16 protein-coding genes, 1 tRNA gene and 2 pseudogenes are annotated in these 19,688 nt (G+C 63.5%); 6 read left to right on the top strand and 13 right to left on the bottom strand.

All coding sequences use genetic code 11. The annotated features are described in order from the left end of the window. Positions 1-90 precede the first annotated feature (90 nt). Together groES and ACYQOP_RS14250 are read right to left on the bottom strand one after the other, a co-directional pair. Positions 91-378, bottom strand: a complete 288-nt coding sequence (gene groES, locus ACYQOP_RS14255) for a co-chaperone GroES (RefSeq protein ID WP_311274917.1) — start codon at positions 376-378, stop codon at positions 91-93. 313 nt (positions 379-691) lie between these two features. Next, positions 692-949: a DUF6489 family protein gene (locus ACYQOP_RS14250; protein ID WP_461222772.1), complete on the bottom strand. Its 258-nt coding sequence runs from the start codon at positions 947-949 to the stop codon at positions 692-694. A 299-nt stretch (positions 950-1,248) separates the two neighbouring features. Here ACYQOP_RS14250 and ACYQOP_RS14245 point away from each other — a divergent pair, with 299 nt between their 5' ends. Beyond that, positions 1,249-1,665: a GNAT family N-acetyltransferase gene (locus ACYQOP_RS14245; RefSeq protein ID WP_461222771.1), complete on the top strand. Its 417-nt coding sequence runs from the start codon at positions 1,249-1,251 to the stop codon at positions 1,663-1,665. 50 nt (positions 1,666-1,715) lie between these two features. On the opposite strand, the gene ACYQOP_RS14240 is transcribed toward ACYQOP_RS14245, so the two are convergent. Then, on the bottom strand, positions 1,716-2,609 hold the full coding sequence (locus ACYQOP_RS14240) for a 3'-5' exonuclease (protein WP_461222770.1): 894 nt from the start codon (positions 2,607-2,609) through the stop codon (positions 1,716-1,718). A gap of 359 nt (positions 2,610-2,968) precedes the next feature. Further along, positions 2,969-3,058, bottom strand: a tRNA-Ser gene (locus ACYQOP_RS14235). A gap of 680 nt (positions 3,059-3,738) precedes the next feature. On the opposite strand from ACYQOP_RS14235, the gene ACYQOP_RS14230 reads away from it, so the two are divergent. The 3 genes from ACYQOP_RS14230 (at position 3,739) to flhA (ending at position 8,037) form a co-directional block, all read left to right on the top strand. Beyond that, the gene (locus ACYQOP_RS14230; RefSeq protein ID WP_461222769.1) at positions 3,739-4,905 is read left to right on the top strand and encodes a calcium-binding protein; all 1,167 of its coding nucleotides are present in this window, start codon (positions 3,739-3,741) and stop codon (positions 4,903-4,905) included. A gap of 356 nt (positions 4,906-5,261) precedes the next feature. Next, positions 5,262-5,525 (top strand): hypothetical protein, encoded by a 264-nt coding sequence (locus tag ACYQOP_RS14225; RefSeq protein WP_056424916.1) that lies wholly within the window; start codon positions 5,262-5,264, stop codon positions 5,523-5,525. A gap of 358 nt (positions 5,526-5,883) precedes the next feature. Next, on the top strand, positions 5,884-8,037 hold the full coding sequence (gene flhA, locus ACYQOP_RS14220) for a flagellar biosynthesis protein FlhA (RefSeq protein WP_311274912.1): 2,154 nt from the start codon (positions 5,884-5,886) through the stop codon (positions 8,035-8,037). 259 nt (positions 8,038-8,296) lie between these two features. On the opposite strand, the gene ACYQOP_RS14215 is transcribed toward flhA, so the two are convergent. The 3 genes from ACYQOP_RS14215 to fliI form a co-directional block, all read right to left on the bottom strand. Next, positions 8,297-9,352, bottom strand: coding sequence for a lysylphosphatidylglycerol synthase domain-containing protein (locus ACYQOP_RS14215; RefSeq protein ID WP_056424910.1), 1,056 nt, complete (start codon positions 9,350-9,352; stop codon positions 8,297-8,299). A gap of 140 nt (positions 9,353-9,492) precedes the next feature. After that, complete coding sequence (gene fliJ, locus ACYQOP_RS14210) at positions 9,493-9,900, bottom strand: flagellar export protein FliJ (RefSeq protein ID WP_461222768.1); 408 nt, start codon at positions 9,898-9,900, stop codon at positions 9,493-9,495. 83 nt (positions 9,901-9,983) lie between these two features. Next, positions 9,984-11,339, bottom strand: coding sequence for a flagellar protein export ATPase FliI (gene fliI, locus ACYQOP_RS14205; protein WP_461222766.1), 1,356 nt, complete (start codon positions 11,337-11,339; stop codon positions 9,984-9,986). Between the two features lie 419 nt (positions 11,340-11,758). Here fliI and ctrA point away from each other — a divergent pair, with 419 nt between their 5' ends. After that, positions 11,759-12,460: a response regulator transcription factor CtrA gene (gene ctrA / locus ACYQOP_RS14200; RefSeq protein ID WP_018042682.1), complete on the top strand. Its 702-nt coding sequence runs from the start codon at positions 11,759-11,761 to the stop codon at positions 12,458-12,460. A 390-nt stretch (positions 12,461-12,850) separates the two neighbouring features. On the opposite strand, the pseudogene ACYQOP_RS14195 reads toward ctrA, so the two are convergent. Beyond that, a pseudogene (locus ACYQOP_RS14195) lies at positions 12,851-13,544 on the bottom strand (transposase). Between the two features lie 488 nt (positions 13,545-14,032). Between ACYQOP_RS14195 and ACYQOP_RS14190 the strand changes: the two are divergent. Then, complete coding sequence (locus ACYQOP_RS14190; protein WP_461222764.1) at positions 14,033-15,703, top strand: methyl-accepting chemotaxis protein; 1,671 nt, start codon at positions 14,033-14,035, stop codon at positions 15,701-15,703. A 98-nt stretch (positions 15,704-15,801) separates the two neighbouring features. On the opposite strand, the pseudogene ACYQOP_RS14185 reads toward ACYQOP_RS14190, so the two are convergent. The 5 genes and pseudogenes from ACYQOP_RS14185 to ACYQOP_RS14165 all read right to left on the bottom strand — a co-directional run bounded on the left by ACYQOP_RS14185 (position 15,802) and on the right by ACYQOP_RS14165 (position 19,660). Continuing rightward, positions 15,802-16,557 (bottom strand): annotated as a pseudogene (locus tag ACYQOP_RS14185) (transposase). An 88-nt stretch (positions 16,558-16,645) separates the two neighbouring features. Then, positions 16,646-17,521: a CheR family methyltransferase gene (locus ACYQOP_RS14180; RefSeq protein WP_461222763.1), complete on the bottom strand. Its 876-nt coding sequence runs from the start codon at positions 17,519-17,521 to the stop codon at positions 16,646-16,648. Next, positions 17,518-18,687, bottom strand: a complete 1,170-nt coding sequence (locus ACYQOP_RS14175; protein WP_461222762.1) for a protein-glutamate methylesterase/protein-glutamine glutaminase — start codon at positions 18,685-18,687, stop codon at positions 17,518-17,520. The genes ACYQOP_RS14180 and ACYQOP_RS14175 overlap by 4 nt, the downstream gene beginning before the upstream one ends. A gap of 77 nt (positions 18,688-18,764) precedes the next feature. After that, positions 18,765-19,148 carry a response regulator gene (locus ACYQOP_RS14170; RefSeq protein WP_056425005.1) on the bottom strand — a complete coding sequence of 128 codons (384 nt, stop codon included), beginning with the start codon at positions 19,146-19,148 and terminating at the stop codon, positions 18,765-18,767. A gap of 23 nt (positions 19,149-19,171) precedes the next feature. Beyond that, positions 19,172-19,660 (bottom strand): chemotaxis protein CheW, encoded by a 489-nt coding sequence (locus ACYQOP_RS14165; protein ID WP_056425002.1) that lies wholly within the window; start codon positions 19,658-19,660, stop codon positions 19,172-19,174. Between the last annotated feature and the right edge of the window lie 28 nt (positions 19,661-19,688).

Genomic DNA, 19,688 nt, shown 5'->3' with positions numbered 1-19,688 from the left:
TGATCTCTTCAGTGATGTAAGGCCCTGAGGCACGCCACAGCGGCCGCCTCGAAAGGGCAGGTCATCGGGTTTGCGAGCGACGCACCCGACCTAGGCGACGACGCCCATGATGTCGGATTCCTTCATGATCAGAAGGTCCTGACCGTCGATCTTGACCTCGGTGCCGGACCACTTGCCGAACAGCACGCGGTCACCGGCTTTCACGTCGGGAGCGTTGATGCGCCCTGATTCGTCCCGAGCGCCGGGCCCGACCGCGATGACCTCGCCCTCTTGCGGCTTCTCCTTTACGGTATCCGGGATGATGATACCGCCCTTGGTCTTCTCCTCACCTTCGATGCGGCGGACGACGACACGGTCGTGCAGAGGGCGAAACTTCATGTTTTGGATCCGGTTTCCTAGCGAACAACCGTCGCCAGTAGGGCGCGGTATCGCAAGGGAGGCAGCTGTCCGAGATTCCACAGCTTACCCCGCGGCCGAGGCTTAGCACTTAATCAGCGAGAGTGCTAACGAGCCCCGTTGCAGTATGTTTGCCCGCACCCAATCACATTGAACGGAATCTGTGATGGGTGAGAAATCAGGCAGGCCATGATACGACACAAGCGCCCCTTGAACTCATCGTCGATAGCGAGCCCTTTGCAGCTTCTCGCGTCCCGCGGAAACGCGAACTATGAAAAGCCCTGCGTTGATGCTCCTACTTTGCACGTGGCTTGCTGCCTGCTGAGCCTTGCGGAAACAACTTCGTGAAGGCAGCCTGCATTTGCTCCGGGCTTTGAGGAATCAGCGTCATCCAGCTTTTCAGGAGCGCCTCAGGTGAAAAGCGGTTCATTTCGTCTAGAACCCGTTTTTCCATCTCAGCCATAATGGCCGCCTGCATTGGCTTGACATCTGGAAGCCCCATAAACTGCCTCGCCTCTTCCGGAGTACAATCCACCTCAACCGTGACTTTCATCTCGTGAATCCCTCCCAAAACCTCAACGCCGTTGAAATGCGTTCCATTGGTGAAGCATGTGCCTGTGTAAGGCTCAAGGCGCTTGCGAGGCCAGCCATGGGAACGATGGGTCCGGGCGGCAGACCTTCCCGGCGGCACCGAATTTGAAGCGGGCCACAGGCACAAATTGCCAGCACCAGAAACGTTTCTAGTACAGCTGAAGATTTCTCATCGGTTCAGTCTATAGGGTTGTACAATGAATAGGGGGCAAGAAATAAATGCACATACGACCCTACAGGTGCGGAGATGACCAGGCTACTGTGCTCGCGGTCTTCGAACGGACCTTCCACATTTCCCATTCATTCTTAGATAGCAGCGAGCAAATAAAGGCTCGCCAGCATCTCGCACTTATGCTGAGCCGCCCGGAAACCCTGATTGCAGAGATGGATAGCTCCGTGATTGCCTTCATTACCGTGGATGATGGAGATTACATTTCAGCATTGTACGTAGACCTCCCACATGTCAGCCGGGGTGTGGCATCGGCCCTCCTGCAGGCGGCACAAGATCGTCACCAGATCCTTTGGCTTCACGTCTTCGCGCAGAATGTTTCTGCCGTGCAGTTCTACAAAGCTCGGGGCTTCGCCGTAGTGGATGAGGATAGGCAAATCGATAGCTCAGGTCGCCGGCACCGACGCTTCGAAATGGAAAACGCCAACGGTTTCGCCACGTATCGTTGACTGCGAGCCACGCGATGGAGCTCTAGTTTGCGTTGGCTCAGCTCAGGCAGTTAGTCCGATGCTTCGGGGTTTACCCTTATGGAAAACCGATCACGCGCCGTGATGCGTTCGGTGGGGAGGTCGATCACTTCCCCCTGAAATATTTCCTGGCTTAGGAAAGAGCGCTCAATGTCGGACCGCTCTTCTTCGATGTCGATATACCAGCACCGCCTCCGACTGCTCCAGCGATAGCTACGAGCTTTCAGGACGTCCTTCGTTACGATGGGTGAGCCAGCGGCCCAAATGCGAAGACTGGGCTTGCGCGCGGTTTCGAGCAGGCACGCCAGCGCAAGCCGACCGGAGGTCTTCAGGGGGGCTGCCAGCAGTGCACGAAGGGCATGGCAATCGTCGATGGCACGGTGGCCCTTATGGAAGAAACCGTAATCGGTCAGCAGGTAGCCGAGCTTCATGCCCTCGTGGCCTTCGTCACGCCATGGCACTTGATGGCAAGAGCAAGCCCAGTTCTTCTCAACGAAGATCGGCCAGCGGCTCTCACAAAACTGGCGGTCGAAGCTTGCGTTATGGGCGATCACCACGACGGCATCGCCAGCCATCGCTTGTACCGCCGCGTCATTAATCCGTTGACCGGCCACGTCAGCGTCCGTGATGCCGGTCAGTCGCGTGATCTCTGGCGGAATCGGCTTCTGCGGCTCTTGGAGTTGGTTGAAGACCTGGAGCACCCGGTAGATGCGGCCGCTCGCGCCGTACTCGAACTTGATCATGCCAAGCTCGATCACCTCGTCGTGCGTGTGATCGACCCCGGTTGTTTCGGTATCGAGGATCAGGCCAATGAACGTAGGCTCGGTCGGCTGATCGGTGCAATTGACGAACGGTCCGACCCTCCTAAGCACGCGGTATTCGCCTGTGCTCTCCAGCACAGAAGCAATGCTGTCGAGGGGGTGCATCACCGCTACCGTGTCCTTGCCTTCAGACTCACCGTCGCATGGCATCTAGGGGCTGCGTCCCGCTCGTGGAAAGACACGGTTGCGTTGGCTCAACTCGACGTGCTGAGCCTCGGTGCCGAGGGAATCAGCATGTGTCAGGGTTCATGCCCCCAAAGGCAGAGCGGCCATGCGGCCCTACGGCTTACCCGCAATAACGCTGCCACGCTCTTCAAGCGCTCGGCCTCGCGTGCGCGAGGCGAAGTCCAGCAAGATCCAGCTTTAGCCGACACAAGCCGATACAAAATGTGGGGTGAATTGGGGGTGGTCGCTCGTCGTCAAGCCAAATTCCGCAGCGATTGCAATGATTTGGCTTGGTCAAATGGCGGAGGGAGCGGGATTCGAACCCGCGATACCGTTTCCGGTATACACACTTTCCAGGCGTGCGCCTTCAACCACTCGGCCACCCCTCCAGTCTCACACGTCGATGCCAGCCAAAGAGGCGGCGGCGATGCGCGAGTGGCGTGCTGTACAAGCCGCGTTCTCGGCGTGCAAGGGACCAGAGCACCGATCGGGTGAGGAAACGTCCGATTTCGCGATTGCTCCGGTGTACCTGTGTCTCAATGGCACCGGGCGGGCGCATCGGAACGCGGCATGCGTTGCGCCATGCGAGGGGGGCTTGGACCGCCACGCGAGGGGGGCTTAGACCGCCATGCGGCGGGTTTTGCGCGATTAGGCGCATGGCGCATCGCGGGGGCTCGAGCGTGGCCTGTCATTGCCGGTTCCATTGTCGAGCGCGGGGATAAGACCGAGCGGTTCGTTCGGTCGTCGGCGCGCTTCGGCAGGCCCGGATGAACAGACCGTGTCCTGCCGTTTGCTGATGTCCCTTCCGTTGAAGGTCCGTTCCGGTTTGCCCGTCCAGCTAAGGCTCGAGGGGCGTGGTTTACCGAGCATTCCATGGACGGGCGCGTCGGCCTGTAAGATGCCTTCCCAGATAGACTAGTTGGATAGTAGCTCTCCGGTTTCTAGTACTTTTTATGCAATTGCAGCATCACTTCGCATCTGGTTTCTAGAAACGGCAGATTGCGACGAGATCATGGCGAGTTTTCGTCATGCATCGACCTGAACGTTGCGATGCAGCGAGGAGCGGGACATGCCTTCTATCAAGTATACGTACGGCGTTGAATTCGATCCTAACGCGAGCCTTGCGATATCGATATCGAACGCGATCTATGACGATGACGGCGCAAAGTACAAATTTCGCGGGCAGATCAACAACGATCCGTATGGCAATGTGATTGCCCAGCTCTATAATGGCATCAACAATCTGTCGGAAGATTATATCCTTGAACAATATAAAGTCAGTTTCAACATAAATTTCTCCGATACTACTGGAAATGTGACGCTGAATGGGCATGATTTCGATGACATCATTCAGGGCGGCGTGGGAGACGACATTCTTCGCGGTGGTGCGGGCGACGACACGATACGCGGCATGGGCGGTGCCGACACCTTCTGGGGCGGTGACGGCGACGACCGCCTCGTCGTAAGGGAGGCGGGCGCGAGCGTTCACGGCGATGCCGGCATGGACAAACTGTTCCTGCAGGGAGGAGACAGTTTCGTCTTCACTGACGATACGCTGCAGAATGTCGAGATCATTCATCTCGGTGCGGGCTCCGAATTGGACCTCTCCGCCGTCACGGCGGGCGTGACCATCATCCAGACCAGCAAGATCGGAACTCCCGGCACGATCGTCGGCACTCAGGATGCCGACACGATCATCGCAGGTGGTGGATACGTCTCTATCAGGGGCGGCGACGGCGACGATGTTCTCAAAGGGACGACCGGATTGCCCAGCTTCGCCGGAGAGGGTGGGAACGATGTCATCACCCTCGGCATGCGGGGCGGCTACGCAACCGGGGGCGAAGGCGATGACGTACTTGTCGGAAGCTCCGTGGCATCGAGCGCACTACACGGCGATTCCGGCAACGATCGCATCAAGGCCGGTGCGGGTGGAGCGACGATCGGGGGCGGCGCGGATGCCGACAAGCTGTTCGCCAATTCGGGAGAGGACCTGTTCGTCTTCACCGCCGGCTTTGGCCGCGACAACCTCTATGGCCTCGATGTCGAGAACGATCGCATCGCTGTGGCCATCGCGGGTGTGGAGTCCGGCGATCTCATGTTCCGTTCGATGAATGGCGGGCAGGATACGCTGGTGACGTTCCGCGGCGTCGAGAGCAGCAACAAGATCATCCTGCACGACGTCCACGTCGCGGACCTCAAAATGGCCCAGGACGACCTGTTCCTCTTTGGTGCGTGACGGCGAGACTGGCCGCGAGATCCCCGCCCCACCGGACGGCTCCGTCCCGAGCCGTCGACCCGCCCGGCTCAGGCTGCGGCGGGTTTCCGGCTTCGCCCGAATGCGCCGAGCATGAGAAGAGTCGGGGATGGCTTTGGACGGGTCCATGGGCCGGGCCTCCGGAGGCTTCGATCTGCGGGGTGAAAGCATCACGGAAGCCCCGTCGTTTCTCGCAGGTCATGAATGACACTTTGGCACCATGATAAACATAGGTGTATGTATTTCCGCGCAAATCCTTAAATTGTGCTTAGTATTCATTAGATTTGGAACATGGAGGATGAGTAATTATTGACCGCCGTCAGTAACGGAGAATGCCTATGTCGAACATTCGCTTGCTCGCACTCGTCGCTCTACTCGGCATGGTCCCGGTCGGGACCGCAACAGCCCAGCAGGGCACAGGATCGCCGGGCGCCAGCGGGGCTCCTACGGGGGCCGAAGGTCAGAAGGTAGAGACCGGCAAGGAGATGACGGGCGGCGAGCGCGGCGGCGGATCGGGAAATACCGGAGTCCCCGGTGGCTCCCCGGCAGCCGATGGCAACAAGACGCAGGATAGCCGGACCACCAAGACCCGCGATCGCTGATCTGCCCCTGCCTCGTTCTAGCCGGAGCGCTCCGCGCCGAAGCGGGTTCCGGTTCGGCGAAAAAGAGCGCGGCACGAGGAAGGCCTGGAGATGTGCCCCGGCCCGACGTGGTCGGGCGCATCTCTCGGCGGATCACTCCGCGCCCGGCAATCGATGCTTTCGGCGCCGTATTAGAGGCGGCCGAGAGCGCTCTCTTCTGGAAGCGAGCCTCCCTCCCCTCCTAGCGCCCCTCCCCTCAAGCCGGTTCGGTCGCCAACGAGCCGGATTTGGTGGTGGCAGTCCTCAAAAATTAACTCTTCGCTAACCCTGAGCCCGGCAATTCTTGCCGGGTCCACGTGGGACGTGAAGGGTGTCGAGTATGAGCGAGACGGGCGCCGCCGCGCCGGCTCAGGGGCCGGGTCTGGGGCAGTTCGCGAGTTTCGCGATGCCCAACCGCGCCAACCTCACCGCTCTGTCGAAGCGCACCGACCTGTTCTTCGCCACGGCGGTGATGGGCATCCTCACGGTGCTCATCTTCCCGCTGCCGGCGTTCCTGCTCGACCTGCTGCTGGCCGTCTCGATCATCATCTCGGTCATCATCATGATGACGGGCCTGTTCATCGACAACCCGCTCGAATTCACCGTCTTCCCGACCCTGCTCCTCGTCGCGACCCTGTTGCGGCTGGCCCTGAACCTCGCCTCGACGCGCCTCATCCTCGGCCATGGCCACGAGGGAACGGCGGCTGCAGGCCACGTCATCGAAGCCTTCGGCAACTTCGTGATGGGCGGCAACTTCGTCATCGGCATCATCGTGTTCGCGATTCTCATCATCGTGAACTTCGTCGTCATCACCAAGGGTTCGGGCCGTATCGCGGAAGTCGCGGCCCGCTTCACCCTCGACGCGATGCCCGGCAAGCAGATGGCGATCGATGCCGATCTCTCGGCCGGTCTCATCGACGAGAAGGTGGCGAAGGCCCGGCGCGCCGCGCTGGAGGAAGAATCCTCCTTCTTCGGTGCCATGGACGGTGCCTCGAAATTCGTGCGCGGAGACGCCATCGCCGCGCTGCTCATCACCTTCATCAACGTCATCGGCGGCATCATCATCGGCGTGGCCCAGCAGGGCATGCCCTTCGGTGCCGCCGCGAAGACCTACACGCTGCTCACCATCGGTGACGGCCTCGCCAGCCAGGTTCCGGCCCTCATCGTCTCGACGGCGGCCGGTATCCTCGTCTCGAAGGCGGGCGTGAAGGGATCGGCCGACAAGGCGCTCGGCAAGCAGCTCGCCAACTACCCGAAGGCGCTCGGCATGTCGTCGGGCGTGATGGTTCTGCTCTCGCTGCTGCCGGGCATGCCGATGCTGCCCTTCCTCGCCCTCGCCGGCGCTTCGGGCTACGCCGCATGGCACTTCGCCAAGGTCGCCCGCGAGGCCCCGCCCCTCGATTCCGACGGTGCACCGATGGACGCCACCGCCGTGGCCGCCGCCCAGGCCGCCAAGGAGGAGACGGTGACCGATCTCCTCAAGCTCGACGATCTGAAACTGGAAATGGGCTACGCGCTCCTCGCCCTCGTCAACGGGCAGGAGGGCCAGGACCGCCTGACGGACCAGATCAAGGCCCTGCGCCGCCAGCTCGCGGCGGAACTCGGCTTCGTCATGCCCTCGGTCCGCATCCTCGACAACGTCCAGCTCGATTCCAACGCCTATGTGGTCCGGGTGAAGGAGATCGAGGCCGGCACGGGTCAGATCTTCCCCGGTCAGTTCATGGCGATGGACCCGATGGGCGGACAGGTGCAGCTGCCCGGGCAACACATGCTGGAGCCGACTTTCGGCCTGCCCGCCACCTGGATCGACGCCTCCCTGCGCGATCAGGCGCAGCTCAAGGGCTACACCGTGGTGGATGCGGCCACCGTGGTCTCGACCCATCTCACCGAGATCATCAAGGCGCATGTCTCCGAGCTTCTCAACCATGTGGAGGTGCAGAAGCTGCTGAAGGAGCTCTCGAAGGACCACGCCGACCTCGTCAAGGAGGTGGTGCCCTCGCAGATCGGCACCACGGGCATCCAGCGCGTGCTGCAATACCTCCTCGCCGAGCGGGTCTCGATCCGCGATCTCGGCTCCATCGTGGAAGGCATCGCCGAGGTGGCGGGCCATGTGAAGAATCCGCGCGACATCGTCGAGCATGTCCGCGCCCGTCTCGGCCGCCAGATCTGCGCGCAGTACCAGGGGCATGACGGCATGCTGCCCATCATCACCCTCTCGCCGCTCTGGGAGCAGACGTTCCTCGAATCCATCGCCGGGGAGCGCGACGAGCGCTACCTCGCGATGCAGCCCTCCAAGCTGTCGGAATTCGTCAACACGGTGCGCGACCGCTTCGAACAGGCCGCGCGGATGGGCGAGATGCCTGTCCTCGTCACCTCGGCTCAGGCTCGGCCTTTCGTGCGCTCGATCATCGAACGCTTCCGCCGCGAGACGGCCGTCATGAGCCAGGCGGAGATCCACCCGCGCGCCCGGCTGCGGACGGTGGGGTCGGTCTAAGGCCGGGATCCGGAATCACGGTGAGGGTCCGCCTGACCGTATCGCGGCGCTCTAAAGGCTCCTTGAGCCGTTTTCCCAAAGCTCTGCCTCATCCTGAGGTGCCGCGTAGCGGCCTCGAAGGAGACGTCCAGAGATCGCGCGACCACTGGAGGTCTCCTTCGAGGCCTTCGCTGCGCTTCGTCACCTCATGACGAGGTGAGCTGATTGGATGATGGACCTTGGCACAGGTACCCGATGGGACATCCGAACGACCGGATTCTCAGAGCGGCTTCTTCTCCAGCCGCTTCTCGATCCTGTTCGGATCGATGCCCGGAGCGACGACGGGGGGAGCGGGCACGGCGGAGGCCGGCGGCGCTTTCGCGAGGTCGGCCAGGCGTGAGCGCTCGTAGAGCAGGACGACCACCACCGAGATGAGCGCCGGGATCCAGAAATAGAACACCCGGAACACGATGACGGCCGCGATGATCGCGTCCTTCTGGCCGGGATCGGTGATCTGCATCGCCGTGATGAAGACGAGTTCGAAGACGCCGAGCCCGCCCGGGGCGTTCGAGACCAGGGCGACGGAGAACGAGGCGAGGAAGATGGCGATGACCGCGATCGGGCCGGGATTCACCGCTTCCGGCAAGGCGAAATACAGGATGCCGGCGGCGCCGAGCAGTTCGAGGGGGGCCGCCAGGAGCTGGCGTCCCATGATCGCCGGGCGCGGATATTCGAGCTTGAACTTGCGGATGTGGAGCGGCGGAAGGCGCAGGATCGACCCGGCGACGTAGAGCGCGACGAAGGCCAGAAGGCCGATTCCGACGATGAGGGCGGTCTTCGGGTCGGTGAGGAAGCCCGGCAGGATGCCCTTGAGCCGCGAGAGCAGCTGCGGCTCGACCACCAGGACGACACCGCCGAGGAGCACCGTTCCGAGGAAGAAGGTGAAGGAGCAGAGAGCCACCAGCACCGCCACCTGGGCGGCCGAAAGGCCCTTGGCCGTATAGGCCCGGTAGCGGACCAGGGCGCCGGAGAAGACCGAGGCACCGATATTATGGGACAGCGCGTAGGTGGTGAACGAGCACACCGCCACGAAGAACCAAGAGATGCCGCGCACCCCCAGATGCAGCAGCGCGATCCGATCGTACCAGGCCAGGGCCGCATAGGCGACGAGGGTGGAAAGCCCGGCCAGCACCATGCGATGCGGCGGAATGGCGACGATGGCCGCCCATACCGCCGCCATCGAGGTCGTCTTCAGCTCCTGGTAGAGAAAGTAACCGGAGATGGCGATCGCCAGGATGCCGATGAGCGGCCAGGCGAAATCCTTGATTGTCTTCATCACGAACCGGTCATGCCCCCACAGCCCAGCCTACCTGCACGACCGCGAGGAGCATCGCAAGCGAGACGGCCGGCCCAGGCATTACCCGGACAGATGTCATGTGAACATGACGACTTCGTGCCGCCCGCCGCGCCTCTCGTTCAGGCGCGGATGCGGGAGAGGCCGATACTGTCCATGGCCGCCTGATCGCGGGCCGCCTCGGCGACGCGTTCCGCCGTGCGCTCGCGATCCTCGAGGATCTCGATCTTCTTGAGCTCCTCGAACGCCTCGCCGAGCTCGGCCTTGGCGTCCGTGAGCTGGCCTTCCAGGGCGAGCGCGGATTGGCGCATGTTGTCCCGGCGGGTCGCGGCGGCGCGGGCATAGGTCGGATAGGCGAAATGGCCGGTGTCGGTGATGCCGGCGCGGCCTTCCTCGTAGGCGACCTCGCGGTCGAGCTCGGACGCCATCCGGTTGAAATCGGCCATCATCATCTCGATTTGCGTCACCCGCCGACGCTTCTCGTCGACCTGGAAGCGGCGCAGCCGGATCAACGTGTCACGCGATTTCATATTGAGGGTCCCATTCCACGCCACGCACGAAAGGCCGGCGCCGTCGGCGCCGGAGACGAGAGAGAAGACGTTCCGGACGTCACTCAGGCGCCGCCGACGATCGCTGCCAACCGTTGGTAACCCTCGCCTATCGAGGTTGCTTCTTCCTTACTCTGACCCAGAAAAGCCTCGATACTTGGCATCAACCCGACGGCTTCGTCCACTTCCGCCGACGCGCCGGCCCTGTAGGCACCGAGTCTGATGAGTTCCTCCATGTCGGCATAGGTGGAAAGGATGCGCCGGGCGCGCCTCACGGTCGGCAGATGGGCAGGGTCGCAGGAGCGCGGCATGGTCCGCGAGACGGAGCGCAGGACGTTGATGGCCGGATAGCGCCCCCGCTCGGCGATGCCGCGCTCCATCACGATATGCCCGTCGAGGATGCCGCGCACCGCATCGGCAACGGGCTCGTTATGGTCGTCGCCCTCCACCAGCACGGTGAAGAGGCCCGAGATCGCGCCCTGCCCCGTGCCGGGTCCGGCCCGCTCCAGCAGGCGCGGCAATTCGCTGAACACCGTCGGCGTGTAGCCCTTGGCGGTGGGCGGCTCGCCCGCGGCGAGGCCGATATCGCGCTGGGCCATGGCGAATCGGGTGATCGAATCGATCATGCAGAGAACCTGCGCGCCCTGATCGCGAAAGTACTCGGCCATGGCCAGGGTGACGTAGGCCGCGTTGCGCCGCATGAGGGCCGGCTCGTCCGACGTCGCCACCACCACCACCGAACGGGCGAGGCCGGCGGGGCCGAGATCGTCCTGGAGGAATTCCTGCACCTCGCGCCCGCGCTCGCCCACGAGGCCGATCACCGCCACATCCGCCGCCGTGTAGCGGGCGAGCATGGAGAGGAGGACGGACTTGCCGACCCCGGAGCCGGCGAAGATGCCCATGCGCTGGCCGGCGCACATGGTGATGAAGGTGTTGATGCAGCGGATGCCGAGATCCAGCGGCGGGCCGACTCTCCGCCTTGCATGGGCCGGCGGCGGATCGGCGCGAAGGGGGTAGATGGCCGGGCCGGGCGGCAGCGGGCCGAGCCCGTCCACGGGACGTCCGAGGGCGTCGATGGTCCGCCCGAGCCAGCCGGCGGAGGGGCGGATCGCGCCGGCGGCCTCGTCGCGCACCATGGCCGGACAGCCGCGCCGAACGCCTTCGAGCGAGCCGAACGGCATGGCCAGCGCCCGGTCGCCCTGAAACCCGATGATCTCGCAGGGGACGGCGCCGCCGCCATGCTCCACCATGATGTCCAGGCGCCCGCCGAGCCGCATGGCAGCGACCGGCCCGGCGACCTCCACCAGCAGGCCCTTGATCGCCACGACGCGACCGAAGGTCTCCAGGGTCTGGATGCCCGCGAGCGCAGCCTGGGCCGCAGCGAGATTCAGCGTGGGAGAAACGCGGGGTCGGTCCGTCATATGCGCGTCTCTCAACGATTCATTTACCTCCCTCCTTAACACTGCGTACATCGGGCTTGAAGCGGTCCGTCGTCATTCATGAACGGACTTTCGTTCGTTCAGGCTGCGATGCATCGCTTGGGCGTGTCAGTTGAGATACATCTGCCGACGAAGGCAAATCTATCAAGTGCTTAGCTGAATGTTTTCGTGTAATGCTTCCGCCGGCCCCTCACCTCTCGGGGCCGGATCGCCGATCGGTCGCAGCATCATTTTCGGAAACGTTCAATTCTGTGCTTGCCACCGAGAATCAGGTTTTGTTAACGATTAACCATTAGCGTTTCACGTCTATGACGAGGGAGCGTCTGCCACGGGCCGGTGGTGGACGAATGGCGGGGGCTTGCCCGAACGCTGAATACGGCCGGCTGGGCTGGGGACCGACGATGCGGGTACTTCTGATCGAAGACGACAGCGCGACCGCGCAGAGCATCGAACTGATGCTCAAGTCGGAGAGCTTCAACACCTACACGACGGATCTCGGCGAGGAAGGTATCGACCTCGGCAAGCTCTACGACTACGACATCATTCTTCTCGACCTGAACCTCCCCGACATGTCGGGTTACGAGGTGCTGCGCAATCTGCGTGTGGCGAAGGTCAAGACGCCGATCCTGATCCTCTCCGGCATGGCCGGCATCGAGGACAAGGTGAAGGGCCTTGGCTTCGGAGCTGACGATTACCTCACCAAGCCCTTCCACAAGGACGAGCTGGTCGCCCGCATCCATGCGATCGTCCGCCGCTCGAAGGGCCATGCCCAGTCGGTCATCACCACCGGCGACCTGATCGTGAATCTCGATCAGAAGACCGTCGAGGTCACCGGCAGCCGGGTCCATCTCACCGGCAAAGAATATCAGATGCTGGAGCTTCTCTCGCTGCGGAAGGGCACGACCCTCACGAAAGAGATGTTCCTCAACCATCTCTACGGCGGCATGGACGAGCCCGAGCTCAAGATCATCGACGTCTTCATCTGCAAGCTGCGTAAGAAGCTGGCCAACGCCTCCTCCGGCAAGAACTACATCGAGACCGTCTGGGGACGCGGCTACGTCCTTCGCGAGCCGAACGAAGGCGAAGAGCGGATCGCCGTCTGATCCCCCTCGCTTCGGAACTCGGAAAAAAAGGCCTCGCGTGAGCGGGGCTTTTTTGTTGGGCCATGGTCCAGCGAGTCGAGAAGCGGGCGATTCCAGAGCTGGTTCGGCACGCGTTCGGGTGAGCTGGGCCTCGATACGGAGGGCGCCCCTCCCCCCTGTTCGTATCGGTTCGGCAAGGACAAACGCCAGCGGCGCGCCCTGCCTACGACAGGGACTGAAAGTGGCGGCACTTACGCCGATCAGCAGAATACCCGAGGCTCGGGCGATCCCTTGGGCATCGCGGCTGCCGAGAATCACCCTGTATGCGCGATCGATCCCGGCGCCTGGCGGCTCGGGCGCCGGGCGGTGGGGGAGGCTTTCGGGAAACGGCGTTCGAGAGGCATTTATGAGTCACCTGCCAGTCGAGCGGCTTGTTTTAAGCACGATGCGGACGAAGGCGACGGCGTTGAGATCGGCGGGCGTGCCGAAATAGCGTTCGTGATCCCTGGCGAGGCGGCGGAAGCGCGTCGCCCAGGCGAAGGAACGCTCCACGACCCGGCGTCGCGGCGGGAGAACGAAGCCGCGCTTGGCCTCCGGAGTTTGACGGCCTCCAGGGCGACGCTGTCCCCGGCGATGGCCTGCACGGCCTCGGCCAAATGCCCGACCCGGGCACGGTCGTCCGCACGGCGGGGGTGACGTGCAGGGCCGGGAGGTGGCCCAGGATGTCGACGGCCCGATGGACTTTCGAGCCCTTCTTGCGCTTGGCCCCATCGTAGCCGGCCCGCTCACCGCTCCCGGGCGTCGAGCGCAGGGTCCGACCGTGGAGGGTCGCCGCGCTCGGCTCAGGAGAACGCCCGGAGGCCAGACAATCTGTGCTGGGCCTGCCGGTAGGCGGACTCCCGGGGAGGGAGAGCATGGGGCAACCACCGCCACGACGCGCCTGTCTCGACGATTGAGCGCGGTCCGTTGGCAGTCCGTCGAATGCCGCGCGACGCGAAGACTCACGCGGTCGCGCATCCTCTCGCAGTAGCGTCAGGTAGGGCGCGACCCGCGACCATTCATCAACGGAAACGAAGGACGAGTAGGCTGGGCGCGAAGAGGTCATGCCGCCTCACCTGGTTCTCCATCGCCAGAGGTCCATCACAGCCTCTCTGTTCGAATGTTCGCCTTCGCGCTCGCGATAGCGCAGCCCGGCTTGAAGAAGCATGGCATCGCTGGAAACCCAGTGGAAGCGGTAAGCGATATCGATCCAATGCAGTCGACATAAAAATGCCTCAACGGTATTATTCGCTCAAGACAAAGGCACGTCGCGGCAATCAAGTTTAGAGACTAAAACAACGTATTATATTATAAATTGATGCTATAAGATTTACTTATAAGTGAATTAATCAATATTATATATAGCCTTCACAATTATGTGATCCTTGTTCGGATATTACCTCATCTATGCAAATAATCGCATGGCATATTGTGCTTAATATAGGCGGGTACGACGCCTTATTCAATGATTTATTCGTCTAATGGGAGAGAAATTTTCCTTATTTTAGTGTTTTCGGGGCTTGAATAGACTGCTTACTCCCAACCGAGGCTGTCATGGGTATCCAAGTCAAACATCTGCTGGTCGGTTTAATCACACTCCTGATGGTCGCCATTGCGGGCCAGGGCGGCATGGCGCTCATGCAATTGCAGACCGTGAACGCGAATGCGGTCGATCTGGCCGAAAGTTGGCTGCCGAGCGTGCGCGGACTGGGGGACATCAAATATAGGATCACCCGCCTTCGCCTGCTCGATGCACGGTACGTGTCCTTGCTGGAACCCACGTCCGAGTTGGATGCCCTGTCCGTCAAGCGTCTGAAAGACGTCGAGGTCGCCGCCAGGAGCTATGAGCCTTTCATCACCAGCGCGGATGAAAAAGCGCTCTATGAGACGTTCAAGTCGAATTGGTCGACCTATTTGACGATGCGCGCGAATCTCGTGGCCCTGGTCGCAGGCCGGGAGCAGGCTCCGCTGATCCAGAATTTCTCCGCTTCTCGGGTGCCATTCGAGAAAGCCCTGGGCGCCATCGACCAGAACAGCGAACTCAACACGCAGGGCGGCAACAAGGCGCAGACCGAAGCAGGCAGGACTTACCGTCAAGCCCTTTGGGTGAGCAGCTTGCTCTGCATCGCCGTCCTCCTCTGCGGTCTCGGCGCGATCGTCTTCGTCATCGGCGGCGTCACCAAACCCATCACCGGATTGATTGGCCGGATGCGCACGCTCGCCGATGGCGACCTGGAGACCCAGATCCCCTATCTCGGCCGGAAGAACGAGATCGGTGCCATCGCAGCCGCGGTCGAGGCGTCACGGGACAATCTCCTCCGCACCCGCCAACTCGAAGCGGAGACGGCGCATGCGCGCCTGGCCGCCGAGGAGCAGCGCAAGACCGGCATGCGCCAGATGGCCGATGCCTTCGAGACGGCCGTCGGCGGCATCATCGGCTCGGTGTCGTCCTCTGCGACGGAGTTGCAGGCGACGGCGCAGCAATTGACCTCGACGGCCTCTCAGACGGCCGGCCAGTCGGCCACCGTGGCGGCTGCGGCCGAGGAGGCGGCGGCCAACGTGAACACTGTCGCGTCGGCGGCCGAGGAGCTGGGCGTGTCGGTGCAGGAGATCAGCCGTCAGGTCTCGGGTTCGTCCGACCTCGCCCAGCGGACGGTGGGCGAGGCCGACCGAACCGCCGCGCTCGTTCAGGAATTGAGCGATGCCGTGGCGCGGATCGGCGATGTGGTGCAGCTGATCTCGACCATCGCGGGCCAGACCAATCTGCTCGCCCTGAACGCCACCATCGAGGCGGCCCGGGCCGGCGAGGCCGGGCGCGGCTTCGCCGTGGTGGCGTCGGAGGTGAAGGAGCTGGCCAACCAGACCGCCCGCGCCACCAGCGAGATCAGCGAGCAGATCAGTCGGATACAGGGGGCTACGGGGCAGGCCGTCGATGCCATTGGCTCGATCACGACGCGCATCAAAGAGATCAACATGGTGGCAACGACCATCGCCTCCGCGGTGGAACAGCAGGGCGCGGCCACGCAGGAGATCGTTCGCAACGTGGCAGAGGCCTCGACCGGTACGTCCGAAGTGACGAGCAACATTTCCGGCGTGGCACAAGCCTCTCAGGAAGCGAAGGCCGCTGCCAACCAGGTGCTCGGCTCGGCCTCCGAGCTGTCCCGTCAGTCCGAATATCTCTCGGCAGAGGTTCAGCGCTTCCTATCAACCGTGCGAGCTGCTTGACCCGACGATCCATCGGCTTGCACCAATCTGAATATCGATCTTCGTATCCTCATGGCTCTCGAAAGAGTGCCACGAGGGTACGATTATCTCAGATGTCTTCATGAGCCGCCTCTCAGTCGAGCTGCCTGTTTGAGCATGCGGCAGACGAAGGCGACGACGTTGAGATCGGCGGACATGCCGGGATAGCGCTCGTGATCCCTGACGAGGCGGCGGAAGCGCGTCGCCCAGGCGAAGGAGCGCTCCACGACCCGGCGTCGCGGCGAAAGAACGAAGCCGTGCTTGGTCTCCGGGAGTTTGACGACCTCCAAGTCGATGCCGTGCGTGCGCGGTCTTTGCCGGCTTCTCGCCGGTGTAGCCCTGGGCGACATAGGCCAGGGTGACGCTGTCCCCGGCGACGGTCTGCACGGCCTCGGCCAAATGCCCGACCCGGGTACGGTCGTCCGCACGGCGGGGGTGACGTGCGGGGCCGGGAGGTGGCCTAGGGTGTCGACGGTCCGATGAACTTTCGGGCCCTCTTTGCGCTTGGTGCCGTCGTAGCCGGCCCGCTCACCGCTCTCGGGCGTCGAGCGAAGGGTCCGACCGTCGAGGATCGCCGCGCTCGGCTCAGGAGAACGCCCGGAGGCCAGACAATCTGTGCTGGGCCTGCCGTAGGCGGGACTCCAGGGAGGGAGAGCATGGGGCATCCACCGCCACGACGCGCCTGTCTCAACGATTGAGCGCAGTCCATCGAATGCCGCGCGACGCGAAGACTCACGCGGTCGCGCATCCTCACTCAGCAGCGTCAGATAGGACGCGACCCGCGACCATTCATCAACGGAAACGAAGGACGAGTAGGCTTGGCGCGAAGAGGTCATGCCTCCTCACCTGGTTTTCCATCGCCATCGGTCCATCATAGCCGGTCGATCGACGCGCGGCCGCGGCCCGGGCGGCACAGATCGTGAACTACAATCCCACGACCTTGCGCAGCATCGGCTGAGGCTGCGTGGCCAAGCCCGGCCGTGCCGCGCTTGGCGCCTGGCCATAGAGCCCGCGATGCTGCGGGTGCGGCACGAGCCGGTCGGTGAGCCCGATCACGGTTTCGGCCGCGCCGAGAAGGACGACGCCGTCCGGGGTCAGGCTGGAGCTGAGACGTCCCAAAACGTCGCCCTTCGTCGGCGCGTCGAAATAGATCAGCACGTTGCGGCAGTAGATGATGTCGAACGCTCCGAGCGATTCGAACGGATGCAGCAGGTTCAGCGGGCGGTAATCCACCATCTGGCGCAGGCTGGCGGAGATGCGCCACTGATCGCCCACCTGCTCGAAATGCTTGAGCAGGGATTGTACCGGCAGGCCGCGCTGCACCTCGAAATGGCTGTAGAGGCCGGCCTTGGCCTTATCCAGCACCTCGGTCGAGAGGTCGGTGGCGACGATATCCACCTGCCAGCCGGCAAGGCGCGGTGCCGCGTCCTGGATCAGCATGGCCAGGGAATACGGCTCCTGGCCCGTGGACGCCGCCGCGCACCAGATCCGAAGGCGGCGCTGGCTCGCGCGCCGAACCAGGGCTTCCGGCAACAGCACGTCCCGGAACAGATCGAAGGGCACGCGGTCCCGGAAGAAGAAGGTCTCGTTGGTGGTCATCGCCTCGACCACCGCGCGTTCCAGGCTCGGGTCACGCGGGGACTTCAGCGCGTTGACCAGATCGTGGAGGGTCGCGAGGGTGAAGCGCCGGCAGACGGGCGTGAGCCGGCTCTCGATGAGGTAGCGCTTCTCGGCACTGAGAGCGAGGCCCGACCGCGTCTTCAGGTAGTTGCGCAGGAAGTCGAATTCGAGATCGGTCATGCGCCATGCCCCGTCAGGAGGTTGCGGAGTGCCGGGCCGATCTCGCCGAGCGGTAGCACGGCCTGGGCGAGGCCGGCCTTGGCGACGCTGCCCGGCATGCCCCAGACGGTGCTGGTCGCCTCGTCCTGGGCGAGCACGGCCGCCCCCGCCTCCGTCAGCGAGCGAGAGCCGTTGGTGCCGTCGGACCCCATTCCGGTGAGGATCACCGCGAGGGCCGCCGATCCGTAGAGGGCCGCGGCGTCGTGGAACAGCACGTCCACCGCCGGGCGGCAGAAATTCACCACCGGCCCATCGTCGAGGCGGATGGAGAGGTCGTTCCGGCTGCCCTGCAGGCCCATATGGCGGCCGCCCGGGGCGACGTAGATTCGGCCCGGCACGATACGCTCGTCGGGCTTGCCCTCCGCCGCCGGAATACCGGTCCTGGCACCGAGATGCTCGGCGAAGACCGCCGTGAAGACCGGTGGCATGTGCTGGACGATCAGGACCGGAAACTGCCGCAGGGTCGCGGTTCCGATCTTCTCGAGCACCTCGCCGACGGCGCGCGGGCCGCCGGTGGACGAGCCGATGAGCAGGCAGCGCGGCGGGATTCCCGTTCGGGTTTTCGGGCGCAGGACGAAGGGCGTCGCCGGCCGTTGGGCCGGTGCCGGGGCACTCTGGACCGCTCCGACAGGGGCTGGCGCGGCATGGGGCCGCCGCCGGGCGCGGGCCGCTCCGAACACGCGGACCCGCTCGATCAATTCGGCGCGGAACGTATCCGAGGTGGTGACGCCGCGATTGCTTTCCGGCTTGGCGAGGTAATCGACGGCGCCGAGGGCGAGGCATCGCAGGGAGATGTCGGCGTTGCGCGTCGTCAGCGTCGACATCATCACGACCTGGACACCAGGACTCTTGGCGAGAATCAGAGGCAGGGCCTGCGTCCCGTCGAGTTCCGGCATGTCGATGTCGAGAAGCACGACATCGGGATCGGTGCGCGACATGGATTCCAGCGCGATCCGGCCATTCGAGGCCGTCGCCACCACCTCGAACCCGGCTTCGCCGATCCACCGGGCCACGAGGCCGCGAACCACGGCGGAATCATCGGCGATCATGACCCGCACGCGAGCGGCGTTGCTCGCGGCGCCCCCGGTATGCGGAGCGAAGGCGGGGGCGGAGGCGGCAGCGGCCATGGAACTCTACGCTTCGTCGGGACGACGGGAAAACCTCAGCGACGATGGGGCGGGACTGGAACCCCCCTGTCTCCGGGTTAGGCGGCGTCGGCCTGCTGGCCGAATCCAACCTGTTCGAGCTTGGCCGTGACGATGTCGCGGTCGAACGGCTTCATGATGTACTCGTCGGCGCCGGCATGCAGTGCCCGTGCGATGGCACCGACGTCGTTCTCGGTGGTGCAGAACAGCACCTTCGGCGCCAGGCCTCCGGGTGTCTGGCGCAGGACCCGGAGGAACTCGTAGCCGTCCATGGTCGGCATGTTCCAGTCGAGCAGGATCACGTCGGGCATCGCTTCGACGCAGGCCGTCAGGGCCTTGGCGCCGTCCTCGGCCTCCCCGACCTTGAAGTTCATGGACTCGAGGATACGCCGCGCGACTTTCCGGATGACGGCGGAATCATCGACGATGAGGCAGTTCTTCATGGGGCTGTCCTCGATCTGGATGGTCAAGCGGCACCGGCGACGTCGAGTTTCGTTCCGAAGGCGAGCAGCGCGTCGACATCGAGGATGACGAGAAGTCTTCCATCGAGCCGGTGCACCCCGAGGGAGAGATTGCGCCAGCGGGAATCGAGGTTGATCGGCACCGGCTCATGCGTCTCCGCTCCGAGCTTCAGCACTTCGCCGACACCATCGACCACGAGGGCGAAGGTTTCGCCACCCTGTTCGAGGCCGATCGCCATCTTCTGGCTGTCGTCGGCACGGTCGGCGAGACCGAGACGGCGGCGCAGGCACAGGGCCGTGACCACGCGTCCGCGCAGGTTGAGGAGGCCGACGATCTCCATTGGCGCCAGCGGGACGGGCGTCACGCCGGCGGGAATGAAGACGTCGTGGACCCGGTCGATCGCGAGGCCGAACATTGTGTCGGCGACGAAGACCGTGATGAAGTCGGTGGTGGCGCCGGAATCGACGCCTTTGTTGCTGTTGGCGGCCTGCATCATGGCTCAGATTCTCCGATTCTGTTCG

Source organism: Methylobacterium sp. CM6247 (assembly GCF_054817925.1).
The sequence above is the reverse complement of the archived record's forward strand: the minus strand, read 5'-3'. Positions and strand labels throughout refer to the sequence as shown.